We start from the raw sequence: 15,028 nt of genomic DNA on the forward strand, positions 1-15,028 counted from the left end.
CAATACCGCGCAGACAAATCGCAAAACGGTTGCGGCTGGTGATCGGGAAGATCAGGCCGATTGCTTCGTCGCCAAATTTTTCCGACACATCGGCAGCAATATCGTCAACGGACGCATAGTTGCCCTGCGCGCGTGCCACGACGGCTTCCGTCACAGCGATCACGTCGCGATCCTGAACCGCAAAGCCGCCGTCAAAAGCGTTTGCCGCTTCGAGGACAGAATCTGCTACTATCTGCGCTAAGTCGTCGCCTTCGCGAATGATCGGGGTACGGATGCCCCGGGAAATGGTTCCTACTAGTCTAGACATAAAAATCCCACCTTTATTACGTATCAGGGAAAGATACGTTTTTTTTGGAATAAACCTTTTGTATTATAGCAGAAAAAGGAAAAAGGCTCAACCCATATACAAAAAATGGGAAACAGGATCAGGCGCTTTGCAAACATCCGGTTTTTCTGTATAATAAAAATAACAGAATTTTGGAGAAGGAGTATATATATTTGGAAGCAAAAGATTTTTTACAAAAGCACTGCATGGGATATGAAACGGTCGTGCCGGAAGACGAGATCGACCGATATATCGATGAGATGAAAAAGGGGTTGTGCGGACAGCCGAGTTCGCTGTTGATGCTGCCCTCATATATTGCTTTAAAGGACGACGTACAGCGCGAAAAACCGGTGCTGTGTGTTGACGCGGGAGGGACGAACCTGCGTATTACGGTGGCGCAGTTTGATGCGGACGGAAAGTTTTCCACAGGGGAGGTGTTCCGCTACATCATGCCCGGTGTGGAAAAGGAGCTTAGCGCACAGGCGTTTTTTGATGCGCTGGCGGAGCTGATCTTCCCGCTGACAAATATTACTACGGACATCGTCATCTCGTTTGCTTACCGCGCCAAGACGCTGCCTAATATCGACAGCGAGATCGTCGATATCACAAAGGAGGTCAAGGTGAAGGGAGCGGGCGGCAAGTTGCTCGGCAAAGAAATATGCGCAAGCCTTGCGAAGCTGGGCGCAAGCGACTGTAGCGTGATCGTATTGAACGACTCGGTGGCGACGGCGCTTGCGGGGAAAGCGGAAAAATTAACGGAGGGCTACGGCTCCTTTACGGGCACGATCCTCGGTACGGGCAGCAACAGCTGTTATATGGAGACGATCGGCAACATCAAAAAAATGAACGGACACCAGCCGGACGGCGTGACGGTCGTCAATGCGGAGGCGGGAAGCTATGATAAGCTCCCGCGCTGCGATATCGACATTGCGTTTGACAACAGCCTTCAAAACCCCGGCGTGGGTGTATTTGAGAAAATGACGAGCGGCGGATATTTGGGAAACCTGTGTGGATTCACCCTACGCGTTGCAAGCGCGGAAGGCGTTTTTGAACAGCCGTTCGTTTCGCAGCTCGATACGATGCAGGTGAACGAATTTCTGACAGACCGCACGGGTGTGGTCGCGGATCATTTTACCGGTGAAAAGGACAGGGAAGCGGCGTACGAGATATTGCTCAACCTGACGAAGCGTGCGGGGCGGCTGCTTGCGCTGCAAATGGCGGCGATGGCACTGAAGGCATGCAAGACAAATCCCCGTGTGTGTATGACGATCGAGGGTACGACATACGAGAAGATGTTCGGCCTAAAACATGAGGCGCTTAGTACGTTGCTGCCGTTTTTGCAAAGCAGGGGGATCGAGGCGGATGTGATCAGCGTAGATATGGCAGTGCTGAAAGGATGCGCGATCGCCGGATTATCGAGGTAAAATCCGGATTGACGGTGTAAAAAACGGGTATTTATAATATAAGGAAAGACTTCTGACCGCAAGGAACGATTCTGAACGGAAGGACGGCTTATGAGACGCAAGTTTTGTGCTGTTCTTTTGTATTCAAAGGGACAGCATTTTTATTGGGGGGAGAAATATGGCAAAATACGAATTTGGACAGCATATACTGGATACGCAAAAGCCGGATGTTGATGCGATCGCCGCAATCTTGTCGGACGACACGGTGGATGGCGCGTTGTTTGCGGCAGCCAATGATGTGAAGACACGGGAATACGGGAACCTTGTGTTTGTGCGGGGGATCATCGAATTTTCCAATCATTGCCGCTGCATATGCGCTTATTGTGGCATCAACGCGCACATGGACAAGGTGACGCGCTACCGTATGAGCGCGGATGAGCTGGTGGACGCAGCGGTGGACGCAGCAAAGGTATACCGCACCGTCATCCTGCAAAGCGGTGAGGATATGTATTATACGGCGGATATGCTCGCGGACATCGTAGCACGCATCAAGGCGCGCGCAAATTGCACAGTGACACTTTCCATCGGGGAACGGACGCTTGCGGAATATAAGCTGATCCGCGAGGCGGGAGCAGACCGGTTTTTGTTAAAGCACGAAACGGCTGACGCGGCACTTTACCAGTCATTACATGGCGTACCACTAGAAAACAGGCTGCAGGCGCAACGCACGCTAAAAGCGCTGGGCTTTGAGCTGGGCGGCGGCTTTATGGTCGGGCTGCCCGGACAGACAGACGAGATTTTGGCGCGTGACCTGCTGACGCTAAAAGAAGAAGGTGTGGAAATGGCGGGCATCGGCCCGTTTATCGCGCATCCGGATACAAACATTGGAAAGGCTAAGGACGGCGACGCACACAAGACGTTAAAGGTGCTCGCAATAGCGCGGCTGCTGCTGCCGCGGTGCCACCTGCCGTCCACCACGGCGCTCAATGTAAAGGGCGGCATGCGCGACGCGCTCCTTTGCGGGGCAAATGTCATCATGCAAAAGGCGACGCCCTTTGCATTCAGGAAACTATACGATATCTATCCGGGCAGGGACGCACAGGACGTGCCGCTCGGGGTGCAATTTGAAGAACTGGAACAAAGATTGTCAGAACTTGGGTTGAAGGCAGAATAGAGGGGTAAAAGAAATGGCTTACGATAAAAAAGGTATGACGGCAGCGGAATTTATAGATCATGGCGAGATCGAACGTACGCTTGCCGCGGCAAAGGAAAAAGCGCAGGATAAGGAAGAAGTAAAACGCATCATCGGAAAAGCGCGCGCATTTAAGGGGCTGTCGCATGAGGAAGCATCTGTTTTAAGTTTTGTTACGGATGAAGACCTGTTAAACGAGATGTTTGACGTTGCTATGAGCATCAAAAAACATATTTATGGCAACCGCATCGTGATGTTTGCGCCGCTTTACCTGTCAGATTATTGCGTAAACGAATGCCGCTACTGCGGCTATCACCATTCGTCGTGTATGGAGCGCAAAAAGTTGACGCAGGAAGAAATCGTGCAGGAAGTAAAAGAGCTCGAAAAAATGGGGCACAAGCGTCTGGCGCTGGAGACGGGGGAAGACCCGGTCAACAATACGATGGAATATTTGTTAGAGAGCATCAAAACGATTTATTCGATCCATTTTGACAACGGCGCGATCCGGCGTGTGAATGTCAACATCGCCGCGACGACAGTAGAAAACTATGAAAAATTAAAGGATGCGGGCATCGGTACATATATCCTGTTTCAGGAAACCTATCACAAGCCGACGTACGAATATCAGCACCCCAAGGGGCCAAAGAGCAATTACGAATATCACACGACCGCGCATGACCGCGCAATGCAGGGCGGGATAGACGACGTGGGGCTGGGTGTGCTTTATGGGCTGTACGACTGGCGGTACGATCTTGTTGGTCAGATCATGCACGCAGAGCACCTAGAGGCGGTGTTCGGCGTGGGGCCGCATACACTTTCCATGCTGCGCATCCGTGACGCGGGCGACGTGAAGAAAACAGATTATGAGCACGCGGTCAGCGACGATGATTTTAAAAAGATCGTGGCGATCCTGCGTATGACCGTACCGTATACGGGAATGATCTTGTCCACGCGCGAGGGCGGCACATTCCGTGACAGTGTGATCAAGCTTGGTATCTCGCAGGTGAGCGCGGGCAGCGCGACGGGCGTGGGCGGCTATACGATGGGAACACAGCAGCCACAGTTTGAGATCGAGGATCACAGGACACCCATCGAAATGACGAAGGAGCTGATCCGCGACGGCTATATCCCCAGCTTTTGTACGGCATGCTACCGGCAGGGCAGGACGGGCGACCGTTTTATGCGTCTTGCGAAAGCGGGGCAGATCGGTAATATCTGCCAGCCGAACGCGCTGATCACATTGAAGGAATACGCGACGGATTATGGTGACGACGAATTCAAGCAGATGGCGGACGAACTGATCGAGGAGCAGCTGAAGCAGATCCCCAACGACACGGTGCGTAAGAAGGCGCGCGAGTATATCGCGAAGATCGAGGCTGGGGAACGCGATTTTCGATTCTAAGGAGAACAATATGTCAGGATTAAACGAAACACCGCGCGCGAACAGGGTGCATATCGCGTTTTTTGGGAAGACGAACGCGGGAAAATCGAGCGCGATCAACGCAATCACAGGGCAGGACATCGCGCTTGTGTCGGATGTTGCGGGGACGACGACCGATCCGGTCTATAAAGCGATGGAGCTGCTGCCCATAGGGCCTGTCGTGTTCATCGATACGGCGGGGCTTGACGACACGACAAAGCTTGGCGAAGCGCGCATCAAAAAAACGGACGAGGTGGTAGACAAAGCGGATATCGCCGTGTTTGTGATCCGCTGCGGCGATACCGACCTTTCGGTGGAGCGCGGCTATATGCGGCGGCTGAAAGAAAAAAATACGCCGGTACTCGTTGCCTATAATATATTTGAAGGAAAAAAGGCATGCGCGGCTGCGCCCATTGGCGAAAAATCTGTTGTGATCAACGCAAAGACGGGTGCAGGGACACAGAAGCTCAAGCAGTTGATCATTGATAATGCAGCGCAGGGTGAGGAGCGATCGATCACGGGCGATATGGTAAGCGTGGGGGACGTCGTTATGCTCGTGATGCCGCAGGACATTCAGGCGCCCAAGGGTAGGCTGATTCTGCCGCAGGTGCAGGTGACGCGCGACCTGCTCGACAACGGGTGTAGGGTGGTGTCTGTAAAAACGGAAGACCTCACGCCTATGCTGGGGGAATTGAAACATCCGCCCAAACTTGTGATCACGGATTCACAGGTGTTCAAATATGTAAACGAGCATCTGAGCAGGGATATCCCGCTTACATCCTTTTCCATGCTGATGGCAAAATACAAGGGCGATATCGAAGCATTCGTCAAGGGGGCACGTTCTATCGCGGACTTAAAGTCGGGCGATCATGTGCTGATCGCGGAGTCGTGTACGCACCACGCGCAGAAGGGCGATATCGCGCGGGAGAAGTTGCCGAACTGGCTAAACCAATACGCCGGCGGAGAACTGGTTTTTGAGAACACGTCAGGACACGGATTTCCGGACGATATTGAAAAATACAAAGTGATCGTTCATTGCGGCGGGTGCATGATCAACCGTAAAAATATGCTTTCCAAGATCGACGAGGCAAAAAATGCAGGGGTTCCGATTACAAATTTTGGCGTTGCTATCGCGTTTCTTAATTCAATGCTTGATCGCGTGATTTGGTAAACAAATGTTTAAAATTATATGTGTACGGTTTACAAATGTTATGAAATGCCTTATAATAATGGCATAAATCAGGTGCAGTAAATGTATCCGGAAACCGGGAGGCATAAGAAAATGGTTCTTATGAAAATCAAAGTCTGCGGGACGATTAAAATCAAACTCGACGAGAATGCTGCCCCGAAAACAGTGGAAAACTTCAAAAAACTCGTGAAAGAGGGGTTCTATGACGGCCTTACGTTCCACCGGGTCATCAAAGGATTTATGATACAGGGCGGTTGCCCAAACGGAACGGGGACAGGCGGCCCCGGATATTCGATCGAAGGCGAGTTTGCATCGAACGGGATCGAAAATCCGCTTAAGCATAAGCGCGGCGTGCTCTCTATGGCGCGCAGTATGGACCCAAATTCTGCGGGATCGCAATTTTTCATCATGCATGCGGATTCGCCGCATCTTGACGGTCAGTACGCGGCGTTTGGCAAGGTCGTCGAGGGAATGGATATTGTAGATGAGATCGCTGCGATGAAGACGGATTTTTCTGATAAGCCGACGGCAGAGATCAAGATTGAGAAAGTCACTTTAGAAGAAGAATAAAAAACAGAAAAATTGACAGGATCAAAAACCATTGCGCAGGCAGTGGTTTTTTCTTTTGTAAAAAAGTTAATGAAGTGGGGAATGAGTGCTGGAAAATGTGCAAAATATTAAAAAATCATGAATAAAACTTTACAAATCTTACTGTTTGTGGTAAAACTAGATACGTTGGTCTGTATTATCGGAACCGACGGACGGAAATTAAAAATAGAAAGACTGGTGATTTGTTGAGTACCACACAACGGATAAAGAATGGATTGATCCTGTTAGGAACATTCTTCTTGATCACGATTCTGATGCTTATGAGCGCAGCGCCCGCATACGCGGAGGAGCTGCCCGAAGTGACACAGGCAGCATCAGAAGAAGAGCATGTGGAAGGACAAGCAATTGAAACACAGCAAAGCATGACGATCATAGAAACGGAAGTAAAAGATATCCCGGCGGAAAACGGGGAGACGGTATCTATACTGGAATCGGGAACGGAAGTCGGCATATACATGACAAACGTAAACGGCGACTGGAACGCAGTACTGATAGAAGACGAGATCCGCTACATCCCGACGGAGGCCACAGCGCTGACAGCTCCGGCTTATGCGTATGAATACGGATCAGACTTAACAAGGCTGACGGCGTACAGCGCAGAGCAGATAGAACAGCTCCTTGCCGGAACAGAACTGGCAGGCCTTGGCGAAACGTTTGCCGCAATGGAGAGCAAGTACGGCGTGAATGCGCTTTTCCTGGTCAGCATCACAAAGCAGGAAAGCGGAAGCGGATCGAGCTCGCTGGCGCGCAGGCAAAACAATCTGGGCGGACTGAAAAACGGTCGCGGCGGATATATGGCGTTTGACACGAAAGCGGATTGCGTAGATTATATGGCGCGGCTGCTTGGATCGAAATACCTGACAGAGGGGGCGAATCTTTACTCAGGCAAAACGGTAAAGGACGTCGCGCGCAGGTATTGCGAGCAGTCCTCATCTTGGACAAGCGCGATCGAGAGCCTGATGAAGAACGGTTATCAGAAAATTTTAACTGCATAAATGAAGAAAAAGAGAAAGACTACGGTTTAGCCGTGGTCTTTTTTCTTTACATGTATTTTACATAACATGCGTTGTGATTTTACATGAAACCTTTATAATGCAAATGTACTCAAACGGTTAATCTTTTAAATTTAACATAACAAGGAGAACGAAAATGAAGAAATTGGTAATGGTAACAGCTCTGGCACTCGTAGCGATATTTGCACTGGTAGGCTGCGGCGGCAATCCTGCGGCACAGCAACCCTCGCAGGCACCGGCGGCAAGCGAAAGTGCCGCTGCTCCGTCTGAAAGCGCTGCGGCCTCCGCGTCGGCACCGGCTTCCGATGAAGCGCTTTCCGGCAAAGTACAGATGTCCGGCTCCACCTCGATGGAAACGATCGCGAATGCTTTAAAAGAAGCGTTCATGACAAAATATCCTGATGTGATAGTGGATGTACAGCTGGGCGGGTCTTCCGTAGGCGTGAAGGATGTACAGGAAGGCAAATCCGACATCGGCAACGTTTCGAGAGAGCTGAAAGCAGAAGAAACAGGCATCAAGGAAAACAAAATGGCGATCGACGGTATTGCGATCGTCGTCAACCCGGCCAACAAGGTAACGGATATCAGCAAGGAAGACCTCGCAAAGGTATACACCGGCGAGATCAAAAACTGGAAAGACCTTGGCGGCGACGACCAGCCGATCGTGGTGATCGGCCGTGAAGCAGCTTCCGGAACGCGCGGCGCGTTTGAAGAATTACTCGATGTCGCGGACAAGTGCAAATATGCGCAGGAACTAAATGAGACAGGCGCAGTTAAGACGGCAGTGTCCGCAACGCCGGCGGCGATCGGCTATGTATCTTTAGAAGCACTGGACGATACAGTGATCGCGCTGAATGTAGATGGCGCACCGGCAACGGAAGACGCGATCAAAGCGAATGAATACCCGCTCTCGAGACCCTTCCTCATGATAACGACGGACGGCGAGCTTCGTCCCGAAGTACAGGCGTTCCTGGATTTCGTAATGGGAGAAGAGGGACAGACAATCGTAGCGGACAACAAACTGATCTCGGTTTCATAAAACTTTTCCTCTGAGATTTTACCCTAAAGAGGCGCAGGGCATCCCGCGCCTCTTTAGGCGGTTATAAACGACCTTATAAGGAGCATGCTATGGAACATATTACGATCATGGGCGGCAGGAAAACAAAGAGCGCCCTTGAAAAAACGATGAAGGGCGTTTTTATACTTTGCGGCGCGTTTGCCGTGGTGGCGGTGCTGGTGATTACGATCTATATGATCATATCCGGCGCGCCCGCTATGTTCACCATCGGCCTGAAGGATTTTTTGTTCGGCACGCAGTGGGCGCCTACGGCGGCTGATCCGAAGTTTGGCATATTGCCGATGATCCTGACGTCGCTCGTCGGAACAGGCATCACGATCCTGATCGGCGTACCCATCGCGCTGATGGCGGCGGTGTTTGTGTCTGAGGTGGCGCATAAGAAGCTGGCGGGCATCGTAAAGCCGGCGATCGAGCTTCTGGCGGGCATACCCTCCGTGGTCTACGGGCTTCTCGGCATGATATTGCTGGTTCCGCAGATTGGTAAGCTGGAAATGCTGCTGTATGCAAACGACCCGACCCACACGTTTACAGGCGGAGCCAACATGCTTTCAGGCATTATCGTACTGACGATCATGATCCTGCCGACGGTGGTTAATATCAGTATCACATCCCTTAGGGCTGTGCCGCGTGAATTTACGGAAGCGTCGCTCGCCACGGGCGCGACAAAGATGCAGACGATCTTCAAGGTGCAGATACCCGCGGCAAAATCGGGTATTATCACGGGTGTTGTACTTGGCATCGGCCGTGCGCTTGGCGAGGCAATGGCGATCATCCTCGTGTCCGGTAATGTTGTGAATATGCCGGGACTCTTTAATAGCGTACGCTTTTTAACCACAGGGATCGTATCGGAAATGAGCTATGCCTCAGGCTTGCACAGGGAAGCGCTTTTCAGTATAGGGCTTGTCCTTTTTATCTTCATTATGGTCATCAACGTTCTTTTGAATACGATATTGAAAAAGGAGGCGGCAAGCAATGAGAAGTAGTTTGGAAAAGCTTTCCAATGATATCAGCCTGATGAAGAAGAAGCGCCGCCCCAAAGACGGCGCGCAGATATTTGCGATCTATGCCTGCGCGATCCTTACGGTCGTTATCCTGTTTTATTTACTGGTATACATCATGGTGCGCGGTTTGCCGCAGGTCAACTGGGAGTTTTTATCCACAGCGCCAAGCGCGCTCAATAAGACGGTAGGTATATTACCCAGTATTTTAAATACCCTTTACATGATCGGGATCACATTGCTGATCGCCACACCCATTGGCGTGGGCGCGGCGATCTATCTGAACGAATATGCCAAGCGCGGAAAGATTGTGCGCGTGATCGAATTTACGACAGAAACGCTGGCGGGTATCCCATCTGTGCTGTACGGCCTGTTCGGCGCGGTGTTCTTCGGCGTCACGCTGCAGATGGGGTACTCCATCCTCGCTGGTTCGCTGACGCTTGTGCTGATGATCCTGCCTATCATCGTGCGTACGACGCAGGAGGCGCTTAAGACGGTGCCTAACGAATACCGTGAAGGCGCGCTTGGCATCGGCACGACAAAATGGCATATGATCCGTACGATCATCCTGCCCGGCGCGGTTCCCGGGATCATTACCGCGATCATTCTGGCGATCGGCAGGATCGTTGGAGAATCGGCGGCGCTGCTCTTTACGTCCGGTATCGGCACGAATATGCCCACCAATTTCTTCGGGCATATGATGGAATCGGGCGCGACGCTTACCGTGCAGCTGTACACCTATGCAGCTAAAGGGCAAAACGACGCGGCATTTGGCATTGCGGCGGTGCTGGTGGTGATCGTACTGTCGATCAACCTGCTGACCAATTACCTGAGTAAGCGGTTGTCGAAAAAGAATAAGTGACAGGGGGATTGAAACTTGAGTATCAAAATTGAAACCAAAAACCTGAATTTATATTATGGGGAGAACCATGCTTTAAAAGATATCAATATGGACGTCGAGGAGGGGAAGATCACGGCGCTGATCGGCCCGTCCGGTTGCGGAAAATCGACATACTTAAAAACACTCAACCGCATGAACGACCTGATCGAGGGCGTGAAGATCACTGGGGATGTGATACTTGACGGAGAGAATATCTATGACCCGAAGGTGGATGTGACAATCCTTAGGAAAAAGGTCGGAATGGTATTCCAAAAGCCGAATCCGTTCCCTATGAGCATTTATGACAACATCGCCTATGGGCCGCGCATTCACGGAATCAAGAACCGCACAGACCTCGACGGTATTGTGGAAAGCAGCTTAAAGGGTGCGGCGTTGTGGGAAGAGGTGCGTGACCGCCTCAAGAAAAGTGCGCTCGGTCTGTCGGGCGGACAGCAGCAGCGCCTGTGCATCGCGCGGGCGATTGCCGTTTCGCCGGAGGTTATATTGATGGACGAGCCGACGTCGGCGCTTGACCCGATCTCCACCACGAAGATCGAAGATTTGATGAGCGAGCTCAAAAAGAAATATACGGTTGTCATTGTCACGCACAATATGCAGCAGGCGGTACGTATTTCCGACCGTACGGCATTTTTCCTGCTGGGAGAAATGATCGAATATGCAAAGACCGAGGACTTGTTCAGTATGCCAAAGGACAAGCGGACTGAGGACTATATCACCGGGCGTTTTGGATAATAATAGAAGGGAAGAATAAAATGAGAAATAAATTTGATGTGGAACTGGAAAACTTAAACCTTGATTTGATACGCATGGCGGCGATGGCGGAAGATACCATCACAAAGGTGCTGTGCGTGATCGAGGACTGCGATACGGTAGGCGCGCGGGAGATCATCGAGGACGATGATACCGTAGACGCGATGGCACGGCAGATCGAAAGCCGTTCTATGAAGCTGATCATGAAGCAGCAGCCGGTGGCAAAGGACTTGCGCATGATCTCGACTGCGCTTAAGATGATCACGGACATCGAACGTATCTGCGATCATGCGGCGGATATTTCGGAGATCACGCTCACGATCTGCAAGAACCTGACCATCGACCGTCCGCAGCATATCCAGAAGATGGGTAAAACGACGGCGCAAATGGTGCATATGGCGGTAGATTCGTATGTACACCGCGATATGGAGCTGGCAGAGCAGGTAATTGAGCTTGACAATGAAGTAGACCGTTTATACGACGTCGTCAAAAACGAGCTGCTGCAAATGGCGATCGAGGATCAGGATAAGATCGACCAGATTGTCGATTTCCTGATGATCGCCAAGTATCTGGAACGTATCGGCGACCATGCGGAAAACATTGCGGAATGGGCGATGTTCTCGGAAACGGGCGTGCATAAGGACAGGCGTATCCTGTAGGGCTGTGGTATAATGAAACCGAGGTGAAACGTTTATGGCTTTTGTATCGGTGGTGGAAGACGACGCAGCAGTAAGGGAACTGATAATGTGTACCCTGCAATCGGCAGGCTTTGACGTACATGTATACGCATGCGGCGAGGATATGCTGCGCGAATACGAAGACTGCGAAAAGCCGCAGGCGATCTTGCTGGATATCACGCTGCCGGGCATAGATGGCTTTGAGACGTTCCGCAGACTGCGTGACAAGGAAGACTTTGGGGTTCCTGTGATCTTTCTCACAGCACGTACGACGGAGGTCGATAAGGTGTCTGGACTTAACCTTGGCGCGGACGATTATATGACCAAGCCGTTCGGCGTACTGGAGCTGATCGCGCGCGTGAATGCCGTCATACGCCGTGCAGGAAGGCAGCCGGGCAAGCCGGAGGTGCAGCGCATGGAGCACGGCGGTCTTGTGATGGATACGACGGGGCATATCCTGTATGTGGACGGCGTAAAGACCGAGCTTACCTATAAGGAATTCGAGATGCTGCGGTATTTTATGAAAAACGCGGGCATCGTGCTGACGCGCGAAATGCTGCTGAACAAGATATGGGGCATCGAGGCGGATATCGAGACGCGTACTGTGGATATGCATATTAAAACATTGAGAAAGAAACTGGGGCGCTGTGGTGAATACATCAAGACCATCCGCGGCGTGGGATATCGTTTTGAGGTATAATACGTGAAAAAGAAGATTGTATTGTTTACGACATGTATGCTGGTGATCACGCTGGTGGTGACAGTGCTCATATCTACGTTCAGCTTTCGCGGGACGTATGCAAACGACATGGTCGAAGTGCTGAAGGGCAATGTCAACGCGATCGCGCTTGCGGTCGGTGACGAGCAAAATCCGGACTACCAGAAGATCGCGCAAGAATACCAGCAGGCCTACGGGCAGAACAACCGTCTGACCTTTATCGCTGAGGACGGGACAGTGCTCGCGGATGCGCCCGAAGAGGATGGCGTGCTTGAAAACCATCTTGACCGACCGGAAATAAAAGAGGCGATCAATGGTTCCTTTGGCTATGAGGTGCGGCGCTCAGAAACCAAAGGATATGATATGGTCTATGTCGCCAAGCAGCTGCCGGACGGCGTAATCGTGCGAAATGCGATGCCGCTTACCAATGTGGGACTCATCATCAACCAGACGATTCCAGTTATCATCATGATGTTTATTGTACTGGTCGTGGTTGTCGTGATCTTTTCCGGTAGGTTTGCCAAAAGCGTTTTGCGGCCGTTTAGGCGGCTGTACGATTCTGTGCAGGCGTATGTCAGCGGGAAAAGCAAAAATATCGAGGTGGAAAGTACCTATTCGGAATTTGAAGATATCACACGGGCGTTCACGCGTCTTGCTGAGCGGCTGAACCGTTACATCGAACGGGTGAAAACAGAGAACAAAAAAACAGCGCTCATCATCGACAGCTTAAGTGAAGGGCTGCTTATCGTCGATGATGAGATGGACGTGCTGCTCATCAATGCGGCGGCAAAGGAGATATTGGGCGCGCGCGAGGATGTTGAAAACGAAAATATCCTGCACTTTATCCGCAGGCAGGACGTTGTTAAAAAACTGGAAAAGTCGATGGCGCAGAAAAAGAACAAACGCTTTGAGGTGCGTGACGACTTAAGCGGCAGGGTATACCGCTTTTATACGAGTATCGTTGCGGACAGCTCTTTTGTAGGCAACAACGGGTATGGTATGCTCGTACTAATCAGCGATGTGACGGACATCGAAAAGTCGGAACGTATCCGCAAGGATTTTGCGGCAAACGTGTCGCACGAATTAAAAACGCCGCTGACCTCCATCAACGGGTTTGCCCAACTGATTGAAAACGGCATGGTGGACGATCCGCAAAAAGTGACGGAATACGCAAAACGGATCACGGAAGAATCCGACCGCCTGATGGGGCTGATCAACGATACGCTGCAATTGTCTGAGCTAGAACAGATCAGCATCGATGAAAGTGTGGAAAGGGTTCCTCTCGCGGATGTTGCGCATGACGTACTGCACCTTCTGGAAAACAAGATCAAGGAAGGCGGCCTTACGACACAGGTCAACGGGAGCGCGTCGATCAGGGCGAACAAGGCGCGCATGAAGGAAATGATCCTTAACCTGTGCGACAATGCGGTGAAGTACAGCAAGCAGGGCGGGAATATAGAGATCAGGCTTGAAGAGGATGAGCAAAACGCGTATATCCATGTGCGCGACGACGGCATCGGCATCCCTGAGGAGGAACTGGATCGTATCTTTGAGCGTTTTTACCGGGCGAAAAACTCCGGGGCCGGAGCGGTCAACGGGACGGGACTCGGGCTTGCGATCGTCAAGCATATCGTGTCTCTCTATGACGGAGAGCTTACGGTCAGCAGTGAGCTTGGTCAGGGCAGCGAGTTCACGGTGCGGCTGAGAAAAGACTAAAGGCAACATAAAAAGAGCCGCCATGAGGGCGGCTCTTTTTGTATTTATTGTTCTTTGAAGTCGATCTCCATGAAGTCTGACACTTCTTTGTTCCAGCGTTCCTCGACAAAGGCGAGGTGTGCGGGGATTTGATTGTAGGCGTCATAATCGGCCTGTGTCATGAAATCGAAGGAGAAGCCGTAGTCGTAACCATTTTTGGGGCTGATCTCGCTGCACATCATGAAATTTTTGGCAATGGGGAGATTGGAGAATATCCGTTCAGCTGTTTCAAAAAAATCAGCGGTGCGGGGATCGTCTTTGGAATATTTCAGGTTGAAAACCACCATGTGCCTTACCTCTGCTTCCATGCTTTCCTCCTCAATCCGTCAGCTTTTCGATGAGCGTAACGGCATCTGTCTTTAACTTACCAAGGAGGTACTCCGCTTCCTTTCTGTCGGCAGAGGACGCGGACAGGTAGGATTTCAGCTTAGGCTCCGTACCGGACGGACGGATGATGAAGCGTGCGCCGTCGAGTTCGAAGTATAGCACATTCGATGTTTCCATCGGGATGGGCGTTTTTTCGCCCGTGCGCATATCGGTGCGCTCCTGCTTCAAATAGTCGCGTACCGCAAGTACGTCAAAATCGCCGATCTTAGCAGGATAGTCCGCCCGCAGCGTCTTGACGGCGTTCTGTATCTTTTCGATGCCTTCTTTGCCATAAAGTGTTTTGGAAACGACGAGTTCTTCAAACCAGCCGTATTTTTCGTACATGGCGATCACCGCCTGATATAACGTCATTCCCTTAGAAGCATACCAGCACGCGGCCTCCGCCACCATCATCGCGGCCTGCACCGCGTCCTTGTCGCGCACGAACGCGCCCTGCAAAAAGCCGTAGCTTTCCTCGTAACCGAATACAAAGGTTCCTTTGCCTGTCTGCTCGGACAGCTTGATCTGCTCTGCTATAAACTTGAAGCCCGTAAACACGCTGCGCAGCGCAACGCCGTAATGCGCTGCGATCACGTCCGCTAGGTCTGTCGATACGATGGACTTCACAACGAAC

General features: G+C 51.4%; 15 protein-coding genes and 1 pseudogene. 13 read left to right on the forward strand and 3 right to left on the reverse strand.

The annotated features are described in order from the left end of the window. Positions 1-307 (reverse strand): coenzyme F420-0:L-glutamate ligase (locus VB081_RS01960; protein ID WP_323399173.1); only part of this gene is annotated, 307 nt, incomplete at its 3' end. A 191-nt stretch (positions 308-498) separates the two neighbouring features. Here VB081_RS01960 and VB081_RS01965 point away from each other — a divergent pair. From VB081_RS01965 to VB081_RS02025, 13 genes are all read left to right on the forward strand, one after another. Then, on the forward strand, positions 499-1,749 hold the full coding sequence (locus VB081_RS01965) for a hypothetical protein (protein WP_323399174.1): 1,251 nt from the start codon (positions 499-501) through the stop codon (positions 1,747-1,749). A 157-nt stretch (positions 1,750-1,906) separates the two neighbouring features. Then, positions 1,907-2,902 carry a [FeFe] hydrogenase H-cluster radical SAM maturase HydE gene (gene hydE / locus VB081_RS01970; protein ID WP_323399175.1) on the forward strand — a complete coding sequence of 332 codons (996 nt, stop codon included), beginning with the start codon at positions 1,907-1,909 and terminating at the stop codon, positions 2,900-2,902. A 13-nt stretch (positions 2,903-2,915) separates the two neighbouring features. Next, complete coding sequence (hydG, locus tag VB081_RS01975; protein WP_323399176.1) at positions 2,916-4,322, forward strand: [FeFe] hydrogenase H-cluster radical SAM maturase HydG; 1,407 nt, start codon at positions 2,916-2,918, stop codon at positions 4,320-4,322. Positions 4,323-4,332: 10 nt separating this feature from the next. Further along, positions 4,333-5,511, forward strand: a complete 1,179-nt coding sequence (hydF, locus tag VB081_RS01980) for a [FeFe] hydrogenase H-cluster maturation GTPase HydF (protein ID WP_323399177.1) — start codon at positions 4,333-4,335, stop codon at positions 5,509-5,511. A 111-nt stretch (positions 5,512-5,622) separates the two neighbouring features. Continuing rightward, positions 5,623-6,099, forward strand: a complete 477-nt coding sequence (locus VB081_RS01985) for a peptidylprolyl isomerase (RefSeq protein ID WP_323399178.1) — start codon at positions 5,623-5,625, stop codon at positions 6,097-6,099. A gap of 278 nt (positions 6,100-6,377) precedes the next feature. Beyond that, a complete protein-coding gene (locus tag VB081_RS01990; RefSeq protein ID WP_323399179.1) occupies positions 6,378-7,133 on the forward strand; it encodes a glucosaminidase domain-containing protein in 756 nt (251 codons plus the stop codon). Positions 7,134-7,287: 154 nt separating this feature from the next. Further along, positions 7,288-8,190, forward strand: a complete 903-nt coding sequence (locus VB081_RS01995) for a phosphate ABC transporter substrate-binding protein (protein WP_323399180.1) — start codon at positions 7,288-7,290, stop codon at positions 8,188-8,190. Between the two features lie 89 nt (positions 8,191-8,279). Further along, the gene (gene pstC / locus VB081_RS02000; RefSeq protein ID WP_323399181.1) at positions 8,280-9,212 is read left to right on the forward strand and encodes a phosphate ABC transporter permease subunit PstC; all 933 of its coding nucleotides are present in this window, start codon (positions 8,280-8,282) and stop codon (positions 9,210-9,212) included. Next, the gene (gene pstA, locus VB081_RS02005) at positions 9,202-10,089 is read left to right on the forward strand and encodes a phosphate ABC transporter permease PstA (protein ID WP_331675943.1); all 888 of its coding nucleotides are present in this window, start codon (positions 9,202-9,204) and stop codon (positions 10,087-10,089) included. Before pstC ends, pstA begins: the two co-directional genes overlap by 11 nt. Positions 10,090-10,104: 15 nt before the next feature. Beyond that, positions 10,105-10,860 carry a phosphate ABC transporter ATP-binding protein PstB gene (gene pstB, locus VB081_RS02010; protein WP_323399182.1) on the forward strand — a complete coding sequence of 252 codons (756 nt, stop codon included), beginning with the start codon at positions 10,105-10,107 and terminating at the stop codon, positions 10,858-10,860. A gap of 20 nt (positions 10,861-10,880) precedes the next feature. After that, on the forward strand, positions 10,881-11,537 hold the full coding sequence (gene phoU / locus VB081_RS02015) for a phosphate signaling complex protein PhoU (RefSeq protein ID WP_323399183.1): 657 nt from the start codon (positions 10,881-10,883) through the stop codon (positions 11,535-11,537). Between the two features lie 34 nt (positions 11,538-11,571). Further along, positions 11,572-12,255: a response regulator transcription factor gene (locus VB081_RS02020; protein ID WP_323399184.1), complete on the forward strand. Its 684-nt coding sequence runs from the start codon at positions 11,572-11,574 to the stop codon at positions 12,253-12,255. A 3-nt stretch (positions 12,256-12,258) separates the two neighbouring features. Continuing rightward, positions 12,259-13,989 carry a sensor histidine kinase gene (locus VB081_RS02025; RefSeq protein WP_323399185.1) on the forward strand — a complete coding sequence of 577 codons (1,731 nt, stop codon included), beginning with the start codon at positions 12,259-12,261 and terminating at the stop codon, positions 13,987-13,989. Positions 13,990-14,033: 44 nt separating this feature from the next. Here VB081_RS02025 and VB081_RS02030 read toward each other — a convergent pair whose 3' ends face one another. Both VB081_RS02030 and VB081_RS02035 read right to left on the reverse strand, forming a co-directional pair. Beyond that, positions 14,034-14,336, reverse strand: a complete 303-nt coding sequence (locus VB081_RS02030; protein WP_323399186.1) for a Dabb family protein — start codon at positions 14,334-14,336, stop codon at positions 14,034-14,036. Positions 14,337-14,346: 10 nt separating this feature from the next. Further along, positions 14,347-15,028, reverse strand: a pseudogene (locus VB081_RS02035) (phospho-sugar mutase); the annotation flags it as partial.

The organism is Christensenella sp. (genome assembly GCF_034927525.1).
Lineage (GTDB): Bacteria > Bacillota > Clostridia > Christensenellales > Christensenellaceae > Christensenella.

Bases quoted from the DNA above. Each gene is read 5' to 3' on its own strand.
- pstA (WP_331675943.1), top strand. From the start codon at position 9,202: ATGAGAAGTAGTTTGGAAAAGCTTTCCAATGATATCAGCCTGATGAAG.
- VB081_RS02030 (WP_323399186.1), bottom strand. From the start codon at position 14,336: ATGGAAGCAGAGGTAAGGCACATGGTGGTTTTCAACCTGAAATATTCC.
- VB081_RS02020 (WP_323399184.1), top strand. From the start codon at position 11,572: ATGGCTTTTGTATCGGTGGTGGAAGACGACGCAGCAGTAAGGGAACTG.
- pstC (WP_323399181.1), top strand. From the start codon at position 8,280: ATGGAACATATTACGATCATGGGCGGCAGGAAAACAAAGAGCGCCCTT.
- hydG (WP_323399176.1), top strand. From the start codon at position 2,916: ATGGCTTACGATAAAAAAGGTATGACGGCAGCGGAATTTATAGATCAT.
- VB081_RS01995 (WP_323399180.1), top strand. From the start codon at position 7,288: ATGAAGAAATTGGTAATGGTAACAGCTCTGGCACTCGTAGCGATATTT.
- phoU (WP_323399183.1), top strand. From the start codon at position 10,881: ATGAGAAATAAATTTGATGTGGAACTGGAAAACTTAAACCTTGATTTG.
- hydF (WP_323399177.1), top strand. From the start codon at position 4,333: ATGTCAGGATTAAACGAAACACCGCGCGCGAACAGGGTGCATATCGCG.
- VB081_RS01985 (WP_323399178.1), top strand. From the start codon at position 5,623: ATGGTTCTTATGAAAATCAAAGTCTGCGGGACGATTAAAATCAAACTC.
- hydE (WP_323399175.1), top strand. From the start codon at position 1,907: ATGGCAAAATACGAATTTGGACAGCATATACTGGATACGCAAAAGCCG.